Annotated in this window: 19 protein-coding genes and 2 pseudogenes; 7 read left to right on the forward strand and 14 right to left on the reverse strand. The window is 25.6% G+C overall.

Going from position 1 to position 22,998, the window contains the following annotated elements; all coding sequences use genetic code 11:
- From AMRN_RS10605 to AMRN_RS10615, 3 genes are read left to right on the forward strand one after another with little or no spacing between them, the layout of a single operon-like run.
- Complete coding sequence (locus AMRN_RS10605) at positions 1 to 879, forward strand: TniB family NTP-binding protein (RefSeq protein WP_099310348.1); 879 nt, start codon at positions 1 to 3, stop codon at positions 877 to 879.
- Complete coding sequence (locus tag AMRN_RS10610; protein ID WP_099310349.1) at positions 879 to 1,796, forward strand: TniQ family protein; 918 nt, start codon at positions 879 to 881, stop codon at positions 1,794 to 1,796. The genes AMRN_RS10605 and AMRN_RS10610 overlap by 1 nt, the downstream gene beginning before the upstream one ends.
- Position 1,797: 1 nt before the next feature.
- Complete coding sequence (locus tag AMRN_RS10615) at positions 1,798 to 2,241, forward strand: hypothetical protein (protein WP_099310350.1); 444 nt, start codon at positions 1,798 to 1,800, stop codon at positions 2,239 to 2,241.
- 14 nt (positions 2,242 to 2,255) lie between these two features.
- Here the strand turns inward: AMRN_RS10615 and AMRN_RS10620 are convergent, their stop codons facing one another.
- From AMRN_RS10620 to AMRN_RS14250, 11 genes are all read right to left on the reverse strand, one after another.
- The gene (locus AMRN_RS10620) at positions 2,256 to 4,766 is read right to left on the reverse strand and encodes a UvrD-helicase domain-containing protein (RefSeq protein WP_099310351.1); all 2,511 of its coding nucleotides are present in this window, start codon (positions 4,764 to 4,766) and stop codon (positions 2,256 to 2,258) included.
- A gap of 120 nt (positions 4,767 to 4,886) precedes the next feature.
- Positions 4,887 to 6,644 carry a hypothetical protein gene (locus AMRN_RS10625; RefSeq protein ID WP_099310352.1) on the reverse strand — a complete coding sequence of 586 codons (1,758 nt, stop codon included), beginning with the start codon at positions 6,642 to 6,644 and terminating at the stop codon, positions 4,887 to 4,889.
- 432 nt (positions 6,645 to 7,076) lie between these two features.
- The gene (locus tag AMRN_RS10630) at positions 7,077 to 8,849 is read right to left on the reverse strand and encodes an ATP-binding protein (RefSeq protein WP_099310353.1); all 1,773 of its coding nucleotides are present in this window, start codon (positions 8,847 to 8,849) and stop codon (positions 7,077 to 7,079) included.
- Complete coding sequence (locus AMRN_RS10635; RefSeq protein WP_099310354.1) at positions 8,839 to 9,999, reverse strand: SIR2 family protein; 1,161 nt, start codon at positions 9,997 to 9,999, stop codon at positions 8,839 to 8,841. The genes AMRN_RS10630 and AMRN_RS10635 overlap by 11 nt, the downstream gene beginning before the upstream one ends.
- Before the next feature lie 623 nt (positions 10,000 to 10,622).
- Complete coding sequence (locus AMRN_RS10640; RefSeq protein WP_099310355.1) at positions 10,623 to 11,315, reverse strand: endonuclease; 693 nt, start codon at positions 11,313 to 11,315, stop codon at positions 10,623 to 10,625.
- A 143-nt stretch (positions 11,316 to 11,458) separates the two neighbouring features.
- Entirely contained in the window at positions 11,459 to 11,860 is a 402-nt protein-coding gene (locus tag AMRN_RS10645) for a winged helix-turn-helix domain-containing protein (protein WP_099310356.1), read from the reverse strand.
- Positions 11,861 to 12,181: 321 nt separating this feature from the next.
- Positions 12,182 to 13,120: a tyrosine-type recombinase/integrase gene (locus tag AMRN_RS10650; protein WP_099310357.1), complete on the reverse strand. Its 939-nt coding sequence runs from the start codon at positions 13,118 to 13,120 to the stop codon at positions 12,182 to 12,184.
- 207 nt (positions 13,121 to 13,327) lie between these two features.
- A complete protein-coding gene (locus AMRN_RS10655) occupies positions 13,328 to 14,431 on the reverse strand; it encodes an HNH endonuclease family protein (RefSeq protein ID WP_099310358.1) in 1,104 nt (367 codons plus the stop codon).
- On the reverse strand, positions 14,428 to 15,438 hold the full coding sequence (locus AMRN_RS10660) for an adenine-specific methyltransferase EcoRI family protein (protein ID WP_409454888.1): 1,011 nt from the start codon (positions 15,436 to 15,438) through the stop codon (positions 14,428 to 14,430). Before AMRN_RS10660 ends, AMRN_RS10655 begins: the two co-directional genes overlap by 4 nt.
- Before the next feature lie 161 nt (positions 15,439 to 15,599).
- Positions 15,600 to 16,583 carry a restriction endonuclease gene (locus tag AMRN_RS10665; RefSeq protein WP_099310359.1) on the reverse strand — a complete coding sequence of 328 codons (984 nt, stop codon included), beginning with the start codon at positions 16,581 to 16,583 and terminating at the stop codon, positions 15,600 to 15,602.
- Positions 16,584 to 16,679: 96 nt separating this feature from the next.
- The gene (locus AMRN_RS14250) at positions 16,680 to 16,835 is read right to left on the reverse strand and encodes a hypothetical protein (protein WP_165772831.1); all 156 of its coding nucleotides are present in this window, start codon (positions 16,833 to 16,835) and stop codon (positions 16,680 to 16,682) included.
- Between the two features lie 200 nt (positions 16,836 to 17,035).
- Between AMRN_RS14250 and AMRN_RS14395 the strand changes: the two are divergent.
- The 4 genes and pseudogenes from AMRN_RS14395 to AMRN_RS10680 form a co-directional block, all read left to right on the forward strand.
- A pseudogene (locus AMRN_RS14395) lies at positions 17,036 to 17,770 on the forward strand (PAS domain-containing protein); the annotation flags it as partial.
- Positions 17,771 to 18,046: 276 nt separating this feature from the next.
- A pseudogene (locus AMRN_RS14400) lies at positions 18,047 to 18,580 on the forward strand (methyl-accepting chemotaxis protein); the annotation flags it as partial.
- A 97-nt stretch (positions 18,581 to 18,677) separates the two neighbouring features.
- On the forward strand, positions 18,678 to 20,051 hold the full coding sequence (locus tag AMRN_RS10675; RefSeq protein ID WP_099310361.1) for a methyl-accepting chemotaxis protein: 1,374 nt from the start codon (positions 18,678 to 18,680) through the stop codon (positions 20,049 to 20,051).
- A gap of 85 nt (positions 20,052 to 20,136) precedes the next feature.
- Positions 20,137 to 20,502 carry an FmdB family zinc ribbon protein gene (locus AMRN_RS10680; protein ID WP_191282125.1) on the forward strand — a complete coding sequence of 122 codons (366 nt, stop codon included), beginning with the start codon at positions 20,137 to 20,139 and terminating at the stop codon, positions 20,500 to 20,502.
- A 12-nt stretch (positions 20,503 to 20,514) separates the two neighbouring features.
- Here AMRN_RS10680 and def read toward each other — a convergent pair whose 3' ends face one another.
- The 3 genes from def to tig are packed head-to-tail and all read right to left on the reverse strand — an operon-like array spanning position 20,515 to position 22,937.
- Positions 20,515 to 21,030 (reverse strand): peptide deformylase, encoded by a 516-nt coding sequence (gene def / locus AMRN_RS10685; RefSeq protein ID WP_099310363.1) that lies wholly within the window; start codon positions 21,028 to 21,030, stop codon positions 20,515 to 20,517.
- A gap of 4 nt (positions 21,031 to 21,034) precedes the next feature.
- Positions 21,035 to 21,619, reverse strand: coding sequence for an ATP-dependent Clp endopeptidase proteolytic subunit ClpP (gene clpP, locus AMRN_RS10690; protein ID WP_099310364.1), 585 nt, complete (start codon positions 21,617 to 21,619; stop codon positions 21,035 to 21,037).
- Between the two features lie 16 nt (positions 21,620 to 21,635).
- Complete coding sequence (gene tig / locus AMRN_RS10695; protein ID WP_099310365.1) at positions 21,636 to 22,937, reverse strand: trigger factor; 1,302 nt, start codon at positions 22,935 to 22,937, stop codon at positions 21,636 to 21,638.
- Positions 22,938 to 22,998: the final 61 nt, after the last annotated feature.

Raw genomic sequence — 22,998 nt, forward strand, 5'->3', positions numbered from 1 at the left:
ATGTCAAAAATAAAACACTATGATAAACTTACTAAAATTTCAAGAACATTTCTAAATAAATCAATTGAAGAACGAATAAAAAAATGTAAAGAACAAGTATGGATTCCATATCCTCAAGCAAATAATATTTTAGATGAATTAGAAGATCTTTTTGATTACCCTGATAAAGAAAGGATCCCTGGATTATTAATTGTAGGAGATACAAATAATGGGAAAACTACTATTATTAATAGATTTATGGATAAACATCCAAGATATTTAAATATAACTAATAAAATACCTATAATAAAAATTTCTGCACCTATTGCCCCAAGTCATAATGCATTATATGAAAAACTTTTAGATGCATATTACATACCTTACTCTACAAGTGATTCAGCTTCTAGAAAAGAGACTCAAATAAAAAAAGTTATGAGAGATGTTGAAACTAAAATGGTTATTATAGATGAACTTCAAGATATTTTTCATGGAGACATGAGACAACAAAAGAAATTCTTAGCAGCTATAAAACATTTAAGTACAGATGTGCAAATACCAATTATAGGAGTTGGAGTTTGGGAAGTACAAAGTGTTATAACAGCAGATCCTCAACTCGCTAATAGATTTGAGCCAATTGAAATAAAAAAATGGAATCCCGATATTAATTTTGCAAAATTGCTAGTTAGTTTTGAGAGTACATTACCTTTAAAAGAAGCATCCAATCTTCATGAAAAAGATATTTTTAAATTAATTTATAATATGAGCGAAGGTTTAATTGGAGAAGTTGCGCGCATATTACAAAAAGCTTCAATATTTGCACTTAGAAATGGAAAAGAAAAAATCGATATTGATGTTCTTAACTCAATAAATTTTACAAAACCTTCTTTGAGAAAAAAATAATGAATAAATGTTATCCATATAAAGATGAACTTTTAAGTTCTTTAATTTTTAGAATATCTAGAGCAAATTACACAAGTGTATCTAATATCACTAACTATATTTTTAAAACTAAAGGTTTATACTTAAAAGATATTGATTTATATAATTTTTCTAAAGATGAATTACTATCAATTAATAAACTTCTCAATATAAAAAATATTAGAAAATATCAATTATTAAAATATATTGGCTATATTGAAGAAAATTTTAATTTCAATGGTAGAAAAAGATGGATTACACATTTTCACAATAAAAAAAATGATTTAAAGTTCTATGGAATAAGATTCTGTCCACATTGCATTAAAGAAAGCCCTTACTTAAGACAATACTGGAGGCTATTAATAGTAAATGTTTGTCAAAAGCATAATTGCTTTTTATTAAATAGTTGTCCAAATTGTAATAAAAATATTAAGTACCCAAATTCTCACTATGAACAAGAAATTTTTAATTGTTATTATTGCGGATTTGATTTGAGAACATCAACAACGGAAACGATAAAAAAAGAATCAATTCATCTAAAAGTTCAGAATATTCTTTTAAATATACTAAATTATGGATACTATAAATTAAATAATAGATATTACTACTCGATTGGATTATTTTATTTATTGAGATTATTAATTAAAAATGTAATGAGAGTAAATAAAAAAACAGAGTATTATATTGATAATTTAAAACCTAAAGAATTATCATATTTTATCTCTTTTTCTTTAATATTGCTAGAAAATTTTCCTCATAGACTTAATAAGTACTATAAAAAAAATAAACTTTTAAATCTACATACTATTCTTGATAAGTATCGTAATAAAAAACTAAATATTCCCAACTGGTATTTATCAAGTATTTATTACAACACTATTTCTACAAGGTGGCTTTAATATGGCAGAAAAGTTATTAACTATTATGCTTAATGAAGAGAATTATGATAAATTAAAGAAAAAACTTTTAAAAAAGAATACAATAGATGTGCAAATAAAAGAATTAGCCCTAAAATATTTAGATTACATTTTTCAATTAAAAACATGTATTAATGAAATCAAAAAAGAGGATAAAGAATTTATTTCAGATGAAGATAAAAATGAATTTATATATGAATATTATTGTGAGATAGAATCATCTAAATATTGTTTATTTGAATGTATTAATATTATTGAATTAAAAAATACTTTAAAAGACTGTATGGTTAATATAGAAACTAAAATAACTGATTGTAAATATGATTTATATCCTGGTTTTTTATGTGAACCTAAATCTATTCTAGAAGTTTCTATTTTACATTCGACATTGGAAAATTTTAGAGAAGAAATATCTTATTTAGAATAAAAATAACAATCAATCTATTCAAATATATAACCAAAATCTGATTCCTCTAACCCATACCAATATGCATACTTTTTTGCTCTTGTTGCAGCCACATATGCTAATCTTAATTGTTCATCTCGCTGACTTTCATCATATGTTTGATTATATTTTGCAAGACGATATATTAAATTTCTGATAATATCCTTTTCTTTATAGTAACAATCTCCTATTAAAAAACATACATCAGCCTCCAAACCTTTAGAAGAGTGAAAAGTCATAATATCATCTGCACCAATTATCCCATTAAAGTCTTTTGAATTTTGTCGACATAAAACATAAATACTTGCATCAGGCCATTCATTTTTTATCTCAATAATTCTTTTGTTAATATCTTCTGTTACTTTTTTTATATCCATCTTATTAGATTTATTTTCTATATTAATTTTCTTAAACTCACTATCTATATGCTTATTAAAGGCAATTACCTCTTTATCTAATTTCATATCTACTTTATTTAAAATTTCTCCTGCTTTAGATAAAATATTTTGTGAAGACCTAAAATTATATGACATAACTAATTCATTATGCTCACAATTAAAATGCTCTTTAAACTTTATTAGATATGAAGGTGTACTACCTCTCCATCCATAAATACTTTGCCAATCATCTCCTATACACATTAAAGTTGTTTCTTTCTCTTCTTTATACAAATATTTTTGAGCACCTTTAATGAATGACACAATTTCAGGTGATATATCTTGAAATTCATCTATTAATATGTTTTTCATACTTTTAATTGAAGTTGATGTATAATCAAAATGATTAATGTTATTTACTGAAAAAAATTTTAATAAATTTGAGAATTGCCATATCTCATTTTCTTTAAAATATTTATTCATAAACTCCCAATAAATCATCATGGCATTATATATATCTTTGTGTTCTTCATCAAAAGTAGAATCATTAAGTATTTTATCTTTTAAAGAGTTTAACTGTTCAAAAGAAATTCCAGTACTCTCTATAAAGTTTATAAGGATATAGAAAAACTCATAAATTAATTTTTTTCGAGATAATGTACTTATTTTTATATCAAAAATTATGGGAGTATCATTTTTTTCAGAATCATCAGAAAAGTCATTAATTAAAAGTATATTATTCAGTTCTTGCTGAGTTTCTACAAAAACAACCTTTGAATCACAATAACTAAAAACTTTTTTATGTATATTTCTAGCCCCTAACAATTTAAATTGTTTTTTATTTAAACGATTTTCTATTAGAATATCTTTAAATTCAGTTTTTTTTAAAATATCATTTTCAGGACTAAAAATTAAATATACATCTAATTTATCCAAATATAAATGATAGTAAAAAGATGTATCTACTACTTTAGAAAAAGTTTTTTCTTTGATATTAGTATCTAAAGTAGTTTTAAAAACATCTTTGAATACATTACACAATTCTTCAGAAAAATTGAGAGCATATTTTATTTGTGAAATACCTTTCTTTTCATCTTGCTTTAATAATAACTTATTAAAATTACTTTTCAAAAATATTTTATGTATTAATTTTTTAAAGTAATTGCATTTACTATATGAAATAGCATAAATTTCTTTTAATATACTAGATTGTGCATAATTTAATGTGCTATTAAATGTATTGTCAATTTCTGCATCTAATTCATAATTATTATCTCCATTATCCTTATCTTTAATAAATTCAAATAATTTATATGAACCTAAATAACCTGAATCTTTTGCTACTTCATAAACCTTTGAGTGGAAAGTTCTAATCATTTTTTCAATGATTGACTTATCAATATCTAATTTTGCTTTTTTAAAAAGGCTTACAAGTTTATCACGAAGTTCTTTACAAGATTTTTTTGTAAACGAAAATACTACTAATTCATTAGGGTTCACATTAGCAAATTTAATAAGAACTATAATTCTCAAAAGCATTGTAGTAGATTTACCAGAACCCGCCGCCGCAGCAACTAACTGAGTACTATTTTTACATAAGATAATTTTCCATTGTTCGTCAGTTGGATTTCCTAAATTTTTCAATTCAATAAATTTTTTAATTTCATCATCTTTTTTAGAAAAAACAATAAAATTAATCTTCTTTTCTATTTTAGGTAATGCCTCAACAAATTTCAATCTGGGGCTATTTAAGGTAAATTTATTTAAAGATTTTTCATAACTCTCTTGAAGTTCTTTAAATTTATTTTTATAATACATATTTCTTTCATATAATTTACTCTTATAATCTAATTCTGCATTTTCTAACTTATTATCATAAGAAGAAATAAGGTCATCTATTCTATTAGTATACTTTATTTCTGTATTCTCTAATTTATTTTGTTGAGCTTTATTATTCTCATCTATTGCATTTTCATAATCTATTTGTACTTGTTCTAATTTATTATTATGAGTTATTTTAATCTTTTTTAATTCTTCATTATGATTTTTAGATAATTTTTCTAAATCATTTTCTGTATAGAAACCTAAAACATTAATTAACTTATTAAAATATTCTTGAATGTCAGCCATATTTCCCTTTCTTATATAATAAATTTAGATTTTAAAACTATATCTAAATCTTTGTTTTTTGTCAGATAGAGTAAAATCAGATTTTTTTACAAATGAATTCAATAATCTATCCAAACAATATTAATTTATTTTTGTAATAATTCTTTCTTCTATTGATTCAATTTTATTTCTATGCGTGAATATGATATATTCATTATTTTTTAATAATAAACCTGTAGCAAACCAACTTCTATTACCATTAATTGCCATATCTATTAATTCTTTTGATATAAATTTATTATTAATACTTTCAATAGTTTCAGTATTTTTTATAATTACTAAAAATGATTTTTGTTCTCCATTTGCTCTTGCCTGTAGTTCGATAAGATAAATATCTTTAATTGATTTATACTGTAATTTTGCAACAAAATATTTTCGTTTAATTTGATTTTTTTTATCAAGAAACATAAAAGCTCTTTTTAAAGATTTCCCTTTATGATCTAATACTTTAGGAAATTTAAATACTTTTTCACCTAAATATAAAAAATCACTATTCTTTTTTAAATGATTTAAAATTTCAATTATATTTAAATTGTTTTTACTCTTTTCTTTTTCTTCTTCATCATATTTTTGTTTAGTAAAAACTGCTTCATCTGTATTACCATTATTATTTTTTGTAGTTGAAGGTGTTTCTTTTAAATTCGTATAATCTTTTTGTTTATATCCACCTTGTTGTTCTCTTTGAGTATCAACAATTTTTTTTGCATTAAGTGTAATTGGCTCTGAAGCTTTTTGACAATTAATATTTAATTTAAAATCAGAATCTGTTTCTTCATCAAACTCAAGTTGATTATTACCATACAATTGATCATTTACACTTAATGAATTATTTTTTCGTATATTTACTTTACAATCTTTTGATGAATCTCTTTTCCCTTCCTCTTTTTCTTTAAATTGTGACTTTGCATGACTATAGTTACAACTAAAATCGCTTAAAAAATCATTATTTAAATCATGTGTAATAATATTTAAAACAAGTAATAAATTTTGTTTCTTATATTCAAAAACTCTTGAATTTAATAGCAATTTTTTTCTTGGTAATCTGGCACTAATTACATTAGATTTTTTGTAAATATTATAAATATTGGAATATAAATATAATCTTTTTGGATTAGTTAAAAAAAATAAAATTTTATACCTGTCATCTATTGAATAATTACCATTAATTTCAATATCATAATGATTTTTAACAGAATCATATTTATTGACATTTAAACTATTTAAGATTCCATTTGGTGTCAAAATATCTTGGCAAAAATGACTCTTGGGCTCTTTTTGATATGCATAATTATATAAATAAAAATACTTTAGAACTTCTATTGCAGGGATAAGAATTTTCCTATTGTTAATAGTATATAAATAAAATTCTAAATCTTTAAAGTGATCTAATTCATATATTCTTTCTTTTTTTAAAATACCAAATTTATCTACTATTTCTTCTAAACTAAGCACTTCACAATCCGTTGAATCATTAATGTTTATTTTTGTTTCATATATTTTCTTTTCAAATGTTTCATTGAAATTTTCAAAAAAAGATATATCGCCAACACTATTAATTTTTGCAAATATATTTAATTGAAGTATTGATTTAAAATCAAAGTTTTGTATTTTAAAAGAAAGTTTTTTTGTTAATTTATTTTTAACCAAAATAGCAACAGATATGGAATAATCATTTGAAGTTTTTTTGTAATTGTACTGAAAAGGATTTGAAATTAAATAAATATAATAATTATTTTTTTTCAAGTCTATATCATGAGATATAAGAAATTGTCCATAATTTCTATAATTATGTTCATAAGGAAAACAATATGGAATAAAATCTTCATCATCAAACTTCATAATATATTGTACACTAAAAATAATTTTATACAAATTAGCTAGATAATAATATTTTAAATGTAATTAAATAAAATTACGAATTTTTATCTTAAGTAAAATAATTCTAGATAACTATATCTAATTTTACATCCTGGTCTAAAAAATATAAGCCTAAACTAGAAGCTTATTTAAATAATAATGGTTGTATATTTTCTTTTCTTTTTTTGTATATAAAAGAAGAGAGATTTTCTTGAAACTTACAGAATCAATTAAAAAGCTTTTGATAATAAAAACAAAAACAAATCTCTACATTGTTTGAAGGTAGATTAGATGAGTTTCTAAACCTATGACTTAAAAAGTAATTTTTGTTGTTCAAAAAATTCTAAGAGGTTTAGTAACTTAACGTTTGACTTCACCGACAGTTTACTGTTCGGTGCAACGATTTGTTAAGAGTTACAGTTCTGTACGCCATAGTAGCTCTAGGTTTACATCTTCACTGTCAGGTTGTTTTACTCTTTCAAGACGATCTATTTGCAGTACCATAGGTAAATCGAAAGATGTACCTGTAACAATACAACTGCCTTTTGACAAGTTTGGAATCAAACTTCTTGATAAATTGTCTAATGTGCTAATGGTATTATCAAGAAGAAATAAGTCTCTATCGTTGACCAAGCGGTGAATAAAAAAGTTATGTAGCTGCGATATGATTGTCGGTGAAATATCTGCTGGTCTTTGGCTTGACAGAGTAATAAACATACCGAATTTTCGACCTTCTTTGATTATCTCTTCAAATAATTCTAATCTGTAATCCTTCCAATTTTCATTCTCTCTTGTAGATTGTTGAGACAAAATATTATGAGCCTCATCAATAATAAGATGCATTGTCTTATCGGGTGGATTTCCAACAGTATCTTTATGTTGATGATAAAAATGCTTTGCGATAAGAAGTGGCAAAACTTTTTTTATTTCCTGATTAGATTTTCTCAAAGAAACAACTGTCAGTAATTTACTTTCAGTTTGATTGTTTTCAATTGAGACCACTTTTTTTAAACTGTTAAGTGAAGATTCAATCCTTTTTAATAATGGCTGAATATGTTCAAACTGAACATAACCGTATATGAGGTCTCGTATTAATTGTAAGTTTGTTCGGATGACCAATTCATCAAAAGGATTTAATGTATCAATTGTGATATTGTCAACAGTATTTTGAAAAACATTTGTATAACCTGCACCATCAGCATTAAAATACGTTCCATTGCTTTTAAAAGTATTATTTGGATGCCCCATCCATGTAATTTCTTTTAACTTGCTACTGAGCTCAGTGTTATTTAAAATATGTACAATGCTTCTTAATAGGTCAAGTGTATCTGCTTTTGGTGCTGCTGCAGTAAACACTGCTTTGAATGTTGTTTTAATGTAGTTCAAAAGGCTGTCAGGATTATCAATAAACTTCTTTCTACCGCTAATGATACGATTTAAAAAAGGTCTCTGTGTATTAGCTGTGGCTTGAAACAAAATACTCAATGTTTCAGAGTTCCAAAACTCGTTTTCATTCAAAGGAAATTTGTCTTGCCCTTCAGTTTGAGTGTTTAATTGCAAAGTGTTTTTATAATTAGCTTCAGCCAATTGATCAGCTGTATATTCACCATTGAAGTCCAAAATAACGAATTTGCTCTTATCCCCTATAGATTCTAACTTTTGCTCAAATAGTACAGTATACAGTTTGGCTAACGTATTTGATTTTCCACTACCTGTATTCCCAAAGATACCAATATGAGTGTTAAAAAGCTTTTGCCACGGAAGAGATATTGGAATATCTTCCTTCAACATTTTTCCAATTACAAAGCCATTAGACTGTCCACGACTATAAATCTCGGATATCTTGCTTTCCTTTAAAAGAAAAGCAACATCCTTAATCATTGGAAGGAATTTTATACCTTCGTAAAATTTTTCTTGCTCATAATAGCCAATAGGTTTAGCTTCTACTTTGCGAATGTAATATTTTTTATTTTCTTCTCCTTCGACCTTGTTTTCATCAAGGTATTCTCCCTCAATGATACAAATGATATTTCTAAAACCACGTTGAATAGATATATATTCGCGTATAGATACGCCCTTATATTTGTCTCCGTCATAGTAAAGAGTGTCTTTGCTGGAATCTTCAAATATTTTGAGCGTAACTTTTACGCCATTTACGGCGATAACTTCACCAATTTTAATCGACACGTTGTTGCTCCGGTTCTATTTCTTCTGTATTATCAGGGTCAAGAGTAAAAACTTTGTTATTAAATGCAGTAAAGTCCAATGAACCGTCTATAGTGATAAATTCTACATTCCGGTATGCTTTAAAATGCTCTTTTAGGTTTGAACAGCCTGCTTCACTGTAGCAACAAATAAAAAGTTGTAGCGTAGGATTCGACAGTGATCTTTTAACAAGGTTCAAAATATGCTCGTCGGCAAAAGAGAATCCAAATGTTATGAATACTGATTTTGGCTTTTCAAGTTCATAACTTAGGAGTCTAAGCATTTGGTAATAGTGTTCCTCAAATACTGTTTCGTGAAACTTCCACTTTGTAGGGTTAACGATTGGCAGTTTTTGATAGCTCTTTAGAAATTCAGTTCTTGTCTTTTCTCTTATAGTACTTGTACTAAAGTCATTTACTCTTTTACTCGGATCTTTTAAAATGTTAGAAAAGTTATTTAGCTTAGTGGTTGTACCTTTACTGATTTTAATCATTCTGTTTTCATTGGGTGTGGTGTAGTCAACTAGGATATTCTCCTCATCTTTATGCCAATATACTGAGCCATGAAGATGGATTAAATTGATCTGAGGAATTTCGCTTCGATGGTTTCCAAAAACTCCTTTTTGATACATGGAACTATTGAAGTTCTTGGCGTGTAGATAGCGTCTCTTGAATCCTCTCGTACCATCATTGATTATAAATTCTATTTTTCCACTTTGTAAAATATTGTCTGCAGTATGGACAAAACAACCATCATAATTTGTAGTGAAAATATTGCAACTTTTTTCATGATTTTTTCGATGTTCGAGTATTGTCAGTAAAGTCTCAATGAATTTTTTATAGTTTTCGATTACTGCTTTTTTTGTTGCGTCAGCACCTACAGATTCAATATCGAATGTCATCGCTGGTTCGATACATTCCTTATAATAGTGCATGAAAAGTAAGGCATATTTATTTGGTTCTCCTGAGCCTTGTTCAAAAAGTGTTGCAAGTGTTTCAATAGTTTGATCTTCGCCAGCATTACCTTTTAGATCTACTGCAAGAGTTGGGAAAAGCCCGCAAGATGCTCCAGAGCCGATTAAGAAATTAATATTCTTATCGTAAATATCATTGATATTAATTTTTTGACTCATTCTACCCCTTTATTTTTTGATATTATTTTAAATAACTTATGGCAACATCCTAGCAGTGTTTATTGTTACATTAGTACTTAGATTTACATTTAGACTTAATGCTAAAGAAAGAGCTAAGTTGTATTTTATTCCTGTTAGGACTTTATTTTTGGAGCTGAAAATTCTTCTGTATTTTTTTGTCTTGCATTATATTTCCTTTATTATATTTATTAGTTGGTATATTTCTATACAACATTTTCGGATTTTTTACTGCAAGGTGTTGCTCCAGACCTTTTGAGGCTCCCCTAAATTATTTCAAGTAAAGTAATTATATATAAAAGATAATTAATATTTATATATCTTAAATAAAAACAACTGATACATGAAGTTTAATCTGTTAACAGAAAAAAGATAAATTAAAAAATAAGTTCAAGAACCTGTAATATTTGGCACAATTTGACTAAATAAACTTAAGATACTAAAGTTCTAAGATTATTGGTTACTAACACAAAACTCTGAACAATCCCTGAAGAGATATTTAATAGAAAACTTTATGTAATCTATTAAAACCTCTGATTATAGATATATTATGTATTTTCACATTTGTTAAGTTAAAAATAACTTAGTAGCTTTTTAAAACTATTTTATTTAATATAAGAATTACTATTCCCCTGAATTTTCTGAATTCTTTTATTTTTAACTCTTTCCCACTCAGAAACTGGATCTTGCTTGTCCCAAGCTTCCATCATCTTTCTTTCTTGTTTAGATAGTCTTACATTGTATTTATCAGACATATAAAAGTATACTCTTGCAATATTACCTCTAATATCTTCTTTTGGATATGCTCTTTTAGCTTTAAAATCAACTTCAAATTGACAGTTACCATATTGTGTAGCTTTTGGTATATTAGCACCATATCTATAATTACTTCTATCTCCATTTACTTCACCAATAGCAGGAACTAAGTTATGCATATCAGCTTCCATAGCTTTAAATGTTTTATCTTTTCTACAAGCTTTTCGTCCTCCCTCTCGCCAACAAGGAAGATGTTTTCCAAAGTTATGAGCAGGCATTATATGTTCCCATTCCACTCTTTTAGCTCTTGTATTTATTTTCCCACTTTTATAATATTTATTTCTTGGAGTGTAATATTTTTTATCTTGGATTATAAGAGTTTTTTCTTTACCATTTACTCTTTTTATTTCATAGGGATTTTCACAATAAAAAGTAATCTTATTATCATGATAAACTTTTTTAAGTAGTAATTTTTTAGATTTTGAAAAAGATGCTGCATTTAAAGATAATGTAATTGTTAGAAAAGCTATTAGTAATCTCATTTTATAACCTTAATTTCTGTAGCATACTTTTCCATACCCTTTACATTTTTAATTATATTCTCTTTAATATCAAGTTGTTTTAGTTTTTTCTCTGTATTAGTAACAAATGCCATATGTAGCCTTTTAAAATATATTATATTGATTTAGTTAGGATAAATAGTATACCCAACATTAGATTTATTATTTAACATATTATAATAAGTTTTATCTCTAATTTGTTTTATAACATTTCTAACTGTAAATATAGAAAATTTATTTTTTTCCCAACATTTTTCATAAAGTTCTTCAGCAGATATTTTTTCTGTATTATTATTTATTAAATAAGTAATTATATTTTTTTGAGTTTTGGTAAGTTTAATTTCTTCATCTTTTTTATTAAATAACTTATCTGAATAAAGTTCATAATAAAAACCTTTTCCTAAATCATATTTACCTTCAATATCTTTAAGGACTAAAGAAGTTAAATATTCATAAAAAGATTGTTTCTTTTCTTTTAGTTTATTAGTAAGCTTTTGTTGTTGTTCATCAGTTAAGTTTAAATTCATGAATAAAATTCTCTTAAAAATATAAAATAATTTAATTGTATATAAAGTATCTTTATAGAGTGCTTACTACAATAGTGAAGATTTACTGATTAAATATATTTCTTTTACTAGTATAGATTATTTAAGGGTATTCCTTAAATCTATAAAATTTATAGATAGTAAAATCTATATAAAATATTATCTATAAAAAAGGTAGATATTGATGTCTATCTTTTTTATAGATTTTAGTAAAATGAGTATATAATTGTCAAGTGTAATCAAAAATACACCACTTCGTATCATCTATTTATTAGAAATATCTAACAATCCAGATTTTCTTTTTTACTTTAAAAATTCAAAATTTTTTCTTGGATGCTTTGATTTTAATATTTTTCGTTGATGCTTTAAATTAACTTTTGTGTAAATTTCTGTTGTAGAGATAGAAGAATGACCTAGCATATTTTGTATATATCTAATATCAACTCCTTCTTCTAAAAGTAAAGTTGCAAAAGAGTGCCTAAACATATGTGGAGTTAGATGTTTACTTGTGAATACTGTTTTTTCATATTTATTAATCATCAATCTAATTGATTGTTCTGATATTTTATTTCCTAATCGATTTACTAGAAAAAAATGAATTTTATTTATATCTTCATAAAATAATTTGTAATACTCTTTTAAAAGTTTTTTTACTTCAAAATCACATACTTGAATAATTCTTTCTTTATCACCTTTACCTTTTATTTTAATTATTCCTATATTAATGTCTATATCTTGATCTAAGATATTTGACAATTCAGATACTCTAACACCTGTACTAAAAAGTAATTCAATGATAACAATATCTCTAACTAATGCTTTGTATGCATATGATTGTTTTTCTTTAAAATTTATTTTAATTTTATACAAGTATGAAAGAAGCTTTTTTACATCTCTTAATTCTATAGTCTTTGGAAGTCTAATAGGTTCTTTAATAGCTATTTTTAATTTGTTAAATGGATTAATATCTATAATATCTTCATAATCTAGATAGTTAAAAAAAGCTTTTATAACAGCAATCTTTCTTTTTATAGTTTTTGCTTTAAGATTAAAAGCATATAAATTTCCAATATACTCTTTAATTAAATGTTTATCAATCTCTAAAATTTTCAAATATTTAAAATTTTTGTATTCTATGAATTGATTTAAATCTATTGAATATGCATTAAGTGTTTTTTCACTTAAATTCTTTTCATACTTACAATGAAATTCAAAATTTATTATTAATTTAGTTAGTAACAAAATATAATCCTTTTTTATTGGGATTATATTTAAATTAATATTTTATTACTCCATAATAAAGAGAAGAAACTACAAAATTATTAATTTTATAGTTTCTTCTATTCTTTTATTTTTTATAAAGTAAGCCCTAAAAATAGACTCTTTTAAGAAAAGTAATTAACTTGTGAACAATCGATAATAAAGAATTATATACTATTTATAGATTCTTTATTTTCCAGATTTTGCTCGGTTACAATCTTTACAAAGCATTTGACAGTTTTCTTCTATTGTTTTGCCACCTTCATGCCAAGGTGTAATATGGTCCCCCTCCATTTGGTCAATTGGAAAATATTTATTACATTTAACACAAATACCTTTTTGGATTTCATAAACTTTTTGTTTAACAGCATCTGAAAATACACGTATTGAAAGATAATTTTCATTACGTGTTAATATATAAGGATATATTCCACTTTTCTTTTGTACTTCATCGTCTAAAACTAATTGTGCAATTTCATTTTCAAGTTTACTAGTATCATATATAGTATCTTTAAATTCATTGTATAATGTTCCCCAATCAACACTTTTCATAAATTTTTCTCTTTTATTTGGAAAAGTGGTTTCAATCCAGGATATAACACTTTGAAAATATATCCAAAGAGCATTGGCATTTGGATCATGCTGATGATCTTTCATATACTGTTCAATATCGTTATTATTTATCCATTTTATTGCTGTTTCTAAATATTCTTGTCTATTAACTTTTCCACTTATATAACTACTAGCTATTCCTTTTGCAGGACAATTACTTTTACTGAAATATCTTTTTGCATCAGAAACCCATGGCCCAGAAAAAACTGCATTTCTTAATTCTTGATTTGATAACTTTTCGCCAGCAATATTGATAGTTTCAAACCACTTTAATTTTTCACTATCTTCTCCACTACACAGATAAACCATTAGCTTATAATTTAAAATTCTTTTCTTTTCATCTTCTTGAAGATTATGAAAAGCTCGAGGTTGAGAAAAACCACCAATACTGACAGAAAAATCTCCTTCCACATATTGACATATAGAGATAGTACGTTGTTGTCCATCAATGACTTCATATTTTCCATCTTCTTTAACAGCCCAGTACATTACATTTAAAGGAAAATTTTTTATAATAGTATCTATTACAGCATTTCTTTGTTTATCTGCATAAACAAATTCTCTTTGATATGGTGGACGAATATCTAACTTTCTATCATAACTAAAAACACCATTTTCTTCATTATCTTCGTAGCCTTTTGTAAGTTCTTCAATAGTTATTTCTTTTAGCTCAATATTCATAATCTTTTATTCCTTACTAATATTCTTGCGTATTTTTGTTTTCCATCAATAATCCCCCGGTGTTTTTTTTTGACATCAGTTCGCAAAGATTCAACTTCTTTAGATATATCTCCACTATGGGTTTGACCTAAAATTTCAAATTGATTTGGATTATATTTACTTAGAAAAGTTACAGGTACACCCATAACACCATCATAATCCATTGGAATATCTGCTACTTTATCAACATTAATTGCAGAATAATTTTCATAATTTGCATAGTCTTTTTTATTATATGGTTTATATAAGATTAAATCTTCATGCCTTTTTGCTATATCTAAGTTTGTATACCAACATATATTTCCTAAACTTCGCCATTTTTGTCCAGTTTCATCTTGACGATATCTTGTTTTTCTTGCTTCATAATGGCTTGGAACTTTAAATTCCATATCTCCACTTTTATAACCCAACCATATTTTATTTTCTTTAATTAAGGAAAATGTCTCTTTAGTTGTTGCAGCATTTTGATTTCCAATAATTAAAAATTTTTTATCATATTCTATGAGTTGAGCTATATATTCACGAAATAGAGAAAAGGGAGGATTTGTAACTACTATATCTGCTTGTTTTAATAACTCAATACTTTCTTCACTTCTAAAATCACCATCTCCTTTTAAATAATTTACTCCTATTTCTTGTATATCTGGAATACTATTATTATTTTTATCACCACTATATTCCAAGTAAATTGCTTGTTTAGAATCACTTTTGGTAAATAGATCCATATCTTGATTTTGATAACATGTTGTTATAAGTTTTTTAAGACCCAACTTCTCAAAATTATACGAAAAATAGTGAAAAAAATTACTAACTCTTGGATCATCACAATTACAATAAACTACTTTATTTTTAAAGTGTTTTTTATAATATTTTAACTCTTTTTCTATATCTGTTAATTGAGTATAAAATTCATCTTCCTTATTTACTTTTGCTTTATGTAAATTTTTGTTCAAATCTTTTTTATTCAGTTTTGTCATCATTGTCCTTGCATGATAATTCTTTATTATCGATTGTTCATATTATAGCAAAAACAATATTATTATTTATCATTAGATATAACTAATATACTTATACTATAAATTATTAAAATATAAATAATAAACGAACATATAAAATAATAATGATAATTTCAATTCTCATAAATTTCATCTTTTATATTAATTAATATAATATTTTCTGCATTAGCTAATACTTTAGCTCCAGAAGTAAATCCTACTAAAGATACTACAATTGTTTTAGGATTATCAGGATGATTCTGTCTAACACCAATCATTTCTCTAATAACCGATATACCAACATTTTTAATGTATTTTTTTACTTGTACAATTGTGGTTTTCATGTCTTCATCAGTCCCTACTAAATCAATACCTCCATCGGCAGAGTATTGTGTTACTTTTAACTTATATCCTTGTTTATTTAACCAAATAGCTACCGCATATTCAAACTTCTCAGGAGTTAAATTTTTCCAAGTATCATAGTTTTCCAATTGTTTTTCAAAGTATGATTTTGTTCTATTTAAAATATCATTTTTATTTTCTATCAAGGATTTTTTATATGATAATAGTTCTTTTAGTTTATTAATATTTGCTTTATTGCTCTTTCTCCAAGACTTATAATTCCAATCAATAATTGGCAAAATAGGTAAAGAAAAAAGCATTGCACCCCAACCATAATTAATTGATAAAATTATAACTACAGTTAAAACAATTAATGCTATTATATTTGTTGTTAGGTTACCTTTCTCTTCTCCTGCCCAATATTTTTCTTCATTCGTAAGATGCATATATGAGCCTATAGGAAGTTCATTTACTTTTTTTGTTCTATTCCATTGGTCTAACAAAATATCACTCTTATTGATTGTTCTAAGATATTTTACACTATACTCTAATTTATCATTTTTTTCTTCTATTTCTTCTTCAACCTCTAATAAATAATTTGTTTTATATTTAGTATTAAACTTAACATGATTTTGAAATCTTATTTTAGTTATTTTATTTAATTCATCGCTTAAATCAAGAATAACTAATTTTTTATTATTTATACGTTCTATTGCTACAAATTTACTACTAGTAATAGATGTATATATCTGATACCTTTTGAAGGCTACCAACATTAATTCTCCTAAATTTATTTTTTTAGCATTAATTAGACTATTTTACAATATTAATTTTAATTTAACTATTATACAAATTACTTTGATAAAGTACAATTAACTTTGAAACTTGTCACTATCCCTTGACTCTTGAATTATATTTGATGCTAATCCTACGATTGTAAATGATGGTAAGCCATTTGTAAAAGATGCTTCTACATCGACGCTTTTTGCTTCAATAGTTTGCAATGTTGCTGAATTTATGATTTTCATTTATTTCCTAAATAATAATTTTATTTATTATATTTAGATTTTACATAAAATTTCAACTTTTTAAAACTCAAAAAGTGTTAAGATATTTGAAGATTAGTATTAAAAAATTATAATTTATGGAATTTAGATAATATTTAAAATTTATATTATAAGTTTTTTCAATTATTATGCAAAATAAATAAACAAAGGTAAAATCTAAAATGACACTTTTTACATCAAAAGAAGATTCTGCCAGACTTAAAGCTTTAGAAGAAAACTATGCAATTATTAGCTTTAAAACTGATGGAACAATAAAAACTGCTAATAAAAACTTTTTGAATGTTTTAGGATATAATAATCTTGAAGAAATCAAAGATAAAAACCACAGTATTTTTTGTGATAAGAATTATACAAATAGTAATGATTATAAAAAATTTTGGAAAGATTTAAATGAAGGGTTAACGCAAACATCTGAGTTTAAAAGATATAAAAAAAATGGTGAAGCTATTTATATACAAGCATCATATACTCCAATCAAAGATAAAAATAATAATGTGTATGAAATAGTGAAATTTGCACAAGATATAACAAAAAGAAAAATTCAAACATTAGATTATGCAGGACAAATAGAAGCAATAAGTAAATCTCAAGCTATTATTGAATTTAATACAGATGGTATTATTTTAAATGCAAATCAAAATTTTTTAGATACTTTAGGTTATAGTTTGAGTGAAATTCAAGGTAAACATCACAGTATTTTTTGTGAAGAGTCATATAAAAACTCTATAGAATATAAAAAGTTTTGGGATAAATTAAATAATGCAGAGTTTGATTCAGGTATTTATTTAAGAATTGGCAAAAATAATAAAAGAATTTGGATACAAGCTACATATAATCCAATACTAGATGAACAGAACAAACCTTTTAAGATTGTAAAGTATGCAACAGATATAACAGAAAGAAAAAATCTTATTTTTGATATTGATGAAAATGTACAAAAAGTTACAAAATCATTGGACAATTTATCTTTAGCTGCTCAATCAATGTCAAATGAAGCTCAAGTAACAAAAAAAGGTTCAGAAGAAATATCAGTATCAATTACACAAATCAATGAAGCTGTAAATGATGTATCTTTAAAGATACAAACAATGCTTACATCAATAAAAGAGATATCAAGTACTTCTTCAAAAGCAGAAGAAATAACAAAGATTGCTCAAGAACAATCAAAAGATACAACATCTGCTATGATGAAACTAAATGAAGAGTCAGAGAAAATTGGAGAAACTATCAATCTTATTACACAAATAGCATTTCAAACAAATATTCTAAGTTTAAATGCAGCAGTAGAAGCAGCAACAGCAGGAGAAGCTGGAAAAGGATTTGCAGTAGTTGCTCAAGAAGTAAGAAACCTTGCAAATAGATCTGATGATGCTGCAAAAGAGATTACAAGTGCCATTGAATTAATACAAAATTTAGTTAAAAGCTCTTTAAGTTCAATTGGCAAAATTGATACTACAATTGAACAAATAACTCATATGTCAACAGATATCTCAAAATCAATGTCAAAGCAAGAAGATATCTCAAATGAACTTTCAAATACTGCTTTTGAAGCTAGTCAAGGTGTAAATGAAGTAACACAATCAATGGCAAATGTTTCAAATAGTGCACACAATAGTGGAGATAAAGCCAAAGAGACTTTAAGTGCAACAAAAGAGTTAGTTGATGTATCTTCAAATCTAATAGCAATCTTACAAAAACTAAAATAAATTTAAAGGCAAACTTTATAGTTTGTCTTTTTTATTGATTATAATCAAGACAAATATTATCCTATTTTATTATACTTCTAAAAATTAGGAGTTATAAATGCAAACATTAAGATCATTATATTTTAGAATGACAATTGTACATTATATTGGTATGATTGTACTTCCTTTAAATGCAATACTTTATACAGAAAATAAAATCGCACAAACTATCCAAGTAATAATTGCTATTGCTTTAATATTTCATGAATTTGATGAAAGAAAAAATGGAAAACAATTATCTTCAAAACTTATAAATTTTCTAAAAGATATGGATAATCCAAATACTAAGTTTGATACAAATACATCATTTTCAAGTGAATATTCAAAAATAAAAGAGATAATTGATTTAAGAGAAAAAAAACAAAATATAAAACAAGCAGAAGAAAAAATACTAATAAATGAAGCAAAAGAAGTTATGGAAAGTTTAAAAAAAGGAGTTTTTTTAAAAAAAATCACAAAAAGTTCATCTAATCCTTTCTTAGAAGAGTTTAAAAATAGTGTAAATGATATGATTAATAATACAAAAGAAAATTATGAAATTATAAATAAACAATTAATAGAATATACAAATTATGATTATACAAAAAATATAAAAATTGATAACCTTGAAAATAGTGGTGAGTTCTTGCATATGATAAACTCAATAAATAGTTTAAAAAGTGCAATTGTTTTGATGCTAAATGAAAATAAAACAAATGGACAATCACTTATGAACTCTTCAACTAAACTTCTAAGTAGCGTAAACAAACTAAATGAAACATCAACATTTACAAAAAATAGTATAAAAGACACAAGTCATGATATTCAAGATGTTACAGAACAAATAGAAAGTATTTTTAATAGTACAAAGCATATGTCAAATCTTGCTAATACACTTACTACATATGCTTTTAAAGGTGAAGATTTAGCTTCAAAAACAAATAACTCAATAGAACAAATAAATGATAAAGTAAAAGATATTAATAAAGCTATTACAACAATCGATCAAATAGCCTTTCAAACAAATATTTTAAGTTTAAATGCAGCAGTTGAAGCAAGTACAGCTGGGGAAGCAGGAAAAGGCTTTGCAGTAGTTGCTCAAGAAGTTAGAAACTTAGCTACAAAAAGTGCTCAAGCAGCAAAGAAAATAAAAAAACTTGTAGAAGATGCTAATATAGAAGCAAATGAAGGAAAAACAATTTCAAATAATATGATTGAGGGATATGAAACATTAAATACTAATATTAATAAAACCATAAACTATATAAAAGAAGTTACAACGATATCAAAACAACAACAAAATACAATCTTTAAAATAAATGAAAAAGTAACTAGCTTAAATAATGAAATTGAAACCAATTCGATAATATCACAAACTACAAATGAAATTGCAAATGATAATACTTTACTTGCAAAAAAAATTGTAGAATATACAAATAATAAACTATTTTGATAGTTGAAGTTTTTTAATTAATTCTATTTTTAATTTTAATAAAATATTTAAAGAGTAGTATTTTAAACAAAAAATAGGAAAGATTATGCCTTTAATTAAATGTCCAGAATGTGATCATGAAATCCTTGCAAGAATAGGAACAATTTGTCCAAGTTGTGGTCATACAATTAGTTATTTTGAAGGAGATAAAAATAGAAAAAGATATGGTAAGTTTTTTGCTTTAAGCTTAATTATTCCATTTTTTTCTTTTATTATGATACTTCTTACATCACCATTTAAATCTGCACTTACAGTTGCAACAGTTGTTTATGTAATATTAGCTTATATGTCATCACCTTTAAGATTTAAGGAGATATTTTTTACAACTTTTGAGAAAATTTTCTTTTGGAGTATTTGGCTATTGTCAAATGCATTGTTAGTTACAATGCTTTATAATCTATTTAATAAGTAAAAAAGCTAAAAACTATTTTTTAGCTTTTAGCTTTTTCTTCCACTCTTTTTCAAACTTCTTTCTTTTAATAATAGATAAATTTTCTATAAAAAGATGTCCAGTTAAATGCTCCATTTCATGTTGCCATGCAACTGCTATAAAGTCTTGTGCTTCGATTTTATGTTTTTTACCAAATCTATCAAAAAACTCTACAACTATATGTTGAGCTCTTTTTACTTCTTCATTGAAGCCAGGAACACTTAAGCAACCTTCTACATTTACTTGTTCACCATCTTTTTCAACAATTACAGGATTAATTGCTTCTATTAAATCTTCTTTATTTTGAATATCATACTCATCAGGAAGATTTATAATCAAAACATTTAAGGGAACTGCAACTTGTATAGCAGCAAGTCCAACTCCACTTTCTAAAATCATTGTTTCGTACATATCATCTAAAAGAGTGTGAAGTTCTTCGTCGAACTTCTCCACATCTTTTGATTTTGTTCGAAGTAGCTTGTTAGGATATGTTATAACTTCTCTAATCATTGTTTTACTTATGACTTGTAATTACTTTATCAATTAACCCATATGTGCAAGCTTCATCAGCACTCATAAAGTTATCTCTATCTGTATCTTTTTCAATAACTTCTAAAGGTTGACCTGTTTGCTCAGAAATAATCTTATTTAAGCTATCTTTCATTCTTTGAATCTCTTTAGCTTGAATTTGAATATCAGTGGCTTGACCTTGTGCTCCACCTAGTGGTTGGTGAATCATAATTCTAGAATTAGGTAAAGAGTATCTTTTACCTTGTGTTCCAGAAGATAATAAAAATGCTCCCATTGAAGCAGCTTGACCTACACAAATAGTACAAACATCAGGTTTAATATAATTCATAGTATCATAGATTGACATACCACTTGTAATAACTCCACCTGGAGAGTTGATATAAATATAAATATCTTTTTCTGGATCTTCTGCTTCTAAAAACAATAATTGTGCAACTACTGTTGATGCTACTTGATCATTAATTTCACCACTTAACATAATAATTCTGTCTTTTAGAAGTCTTGAATAAATATCATAACTTCTTTCGCCTCTTCCACTTTTTTCAACTACGTATGGTATATAACTCATCTTTTATCCTAGTAAATTATTTTCCTAATTTTTCATCTAATAATTTTGTAATAACTTTATCTTCAATCATAGACATTTTAATTGCTGGTAAGTATCCAGCTTCTTGGTATTGTTTTAATACATCTTGAGGATTTTGTCCCATTTGCATTGCTTCATAATAAATAACTTGTGTTACTTCTTGATCACTTACATCAATACCCTCAGCTTTTGCTAAAGCATCAACAATAAATGTAGCTTTTACAGATTTTTGAGCATCTTCTTTTAACTCTTCTCTCATAGACTCAACTTTTGATGCATCTTCTTGTAAAGCTTTAATCTCTTCTTCACTCATAGATCTAACTTTATTATTAAGTGCATAATTAATCTCTTGCTCAATTACAGAATTTGGTAATGCAAAGTTTAATTCTTCAACTAATTTATCTAAATAAAGAGGTTTTAACTCTTCTCTATAATATTTAGCCATTTCAGCATTTTTAAGTTGCTCTTTAATTTTTTCTTTTAAAGTATCAACAGTTACATCTTCTTCATTTGGTAACATTTTCTTAGCAAATTCATCATCAATTTCTGCTGCAACTTTTTCTTGAATTTCATGTAAAGTTACTTTAAATACCGCTTCTTTTCCAGCTAAATCATTTGATTGATACTCTTCTGGGAATGTAACAGTTACTTCTTTTTCTTCTTCATATTTCATACCAATAATTTGCTCTTCAAATCCTGGGATAAATGAATTTGAACCAATTTGTAATGGATACTTTTCAGCTTTTCCACCCTCAAATGCAACACCATCAACAAAACCTTCAAAATCAATTACTGCAAAATCACCATCTCTTACCATTCTTTTTCTTTTGATTTTTTCTAATGGTGCAGAAGATTTAGCCATTTCATCTAATCTTTCAGCAATCTCTTTTTCATCAATTTCTTTATCTTCAACCTCAGGAATTAATGCTTTATATTCACCTAAGTCAACTTCTGGTTTGCAAGCAACTTTAATTTCTACATCAATATCACCATTATCTTTTTTATCAAATTTTGTAACTGCTGGCTCACCAACTAAGTCATCATTTGTAATATTTAAATCTTCTAAAGATTTTGCTAAAATATCTCTTAATACATCACTCTCTGCATCTTGCTCTAACTTATCAGCATATCTTTGCTTAACAATAGCAACAGGAACCTTACCTTTTCTAAAACCTTGAATATCAAGTGTTTTAGCAGCTTGCTTAGCTACCTTGTCTAAGTTTTTTTCAATTAAGTCTTTTGATACCGTTGCAGTAATTACTGCATTAGCTTCATCAACTTTTTGTGCGTTAAATTCCATTAAATCTACTCCGAAAATATAATTTTATGCGATTTTATCTAACTATTACTAAAGCTTTAAT

Origin of the sequence: Malaciobacter marinus (assembly GCF_003544855.1) — a bacterium.
Taxonomy (GTDB): domain Bacteria; phylum Campylobacterota; class Campylobacteria; order Campylobacterales; family Arcobacteraceae; genus Malaciobacter; species Malaciobacter marinus.

Coding starts and splice junctions, on each gene's coding strand:
- AMRN_RS10640 (WP_099310355.1), bottom strand. CDS start 11,315: ATGAGATTACTAATAGCTTTTCTAACAATTACATTATCTTTAAATGCA.
- AMRN_RS10620 (WP_099310351.1), bottom strand. CDS start 4,766: ATGGCTGACATTCAAGAATATTTTAATAAGTTAATTAATGTTTTAGGT.
- AMRN_RS10655 (WP_099310358.1), bottom strand. CDS start 14,431: ATGAATATTGAGCTAAAAGAAATAACTATTGAAGAACTTACAAAAGGC.
- AMRN_RS10615 (WP_099310350.1), top strand. CDS start 1,798: ATGGCAGAAAAGTTATTAACTATTATGCTTAATGAAGAGAATTATGAT.
- AMRN_RS10635 (WP_099310354.1), bottom strand. CDS start 9,999: ATGAGTCAAAAAATTAATATCAATGATATTTACGATAAGAATATTAAT.
- clpP (WP_099310364.1), bottom strand. CDS start 21,619: ATGAGTTATATACCATACGTAGTTGAAAAAAGTGGAAGAGGCGAAAGA.
- tig (WP_099310365.1), bottom strand. CDS start 22,937: ATGGAATTTAACGCACAAAAAGTTGATGAAGCTAATGCAGTAATTACT.
- AMRN_RS10625 (WP_099310352.1), bottom strand. CDS start 6,644: ATGAAGTTTGATGATGAAGATTTTATTCCATATTGTTTTCCTTATGAA.
- AMRN_RS10680 (WP_191282125.1), top strand. CDS start 20,137: ATGCCTTTAATTAAATGTCCAGAATGTGATCATGAAATCCTTGCAAGA.
- AMRN_RS10675 (WP_099310361.1), top strand. CDS start 18,678: ATGCAAACATTAAGATCATTATATTTTAGAATGACAATTGTACATTAT.
- AMRN_RS10665 (WP_099310359.1), bottom strand. CDS start 16,583: ATGTTGGTAGCCTTCAAAAGGTATCAGATATATACATCTATTACTAGT.
- def (WP_099310363.1), bottom strand. CDS start 21,030: ATGATTAGAGAAGTTATAACATATCCTAACAAGCTACTTCGAACAAAA.
- AMRN_RS10605 (WP_099310348.1), top strand. CDS start 1: ATGTCAAAAATAAAACACTATGATAAACTTACTAAAATTTCAAGAACA.
- AMRN_RS14250 (WP_165772831.1), bottom strand. CDS start 16,835: ATGAAAATCATAAATTCAGCAACATTGCAAACTATTGAAGCAAAAAGC.
- AMRN_RS10645 (WP_099310356.1), bottom strand. CDS start 11,860: ATGAATTTAAACTTAACTGATGAACAACAACAAAAGCTTACTAATAAA.
- AMRN_RS10610 (WP_099310349.1), top strand. CDS start 879: ATGAATAAATGTTATCCATATAAAGATGAACTTTTAAGTTCTTTAATT.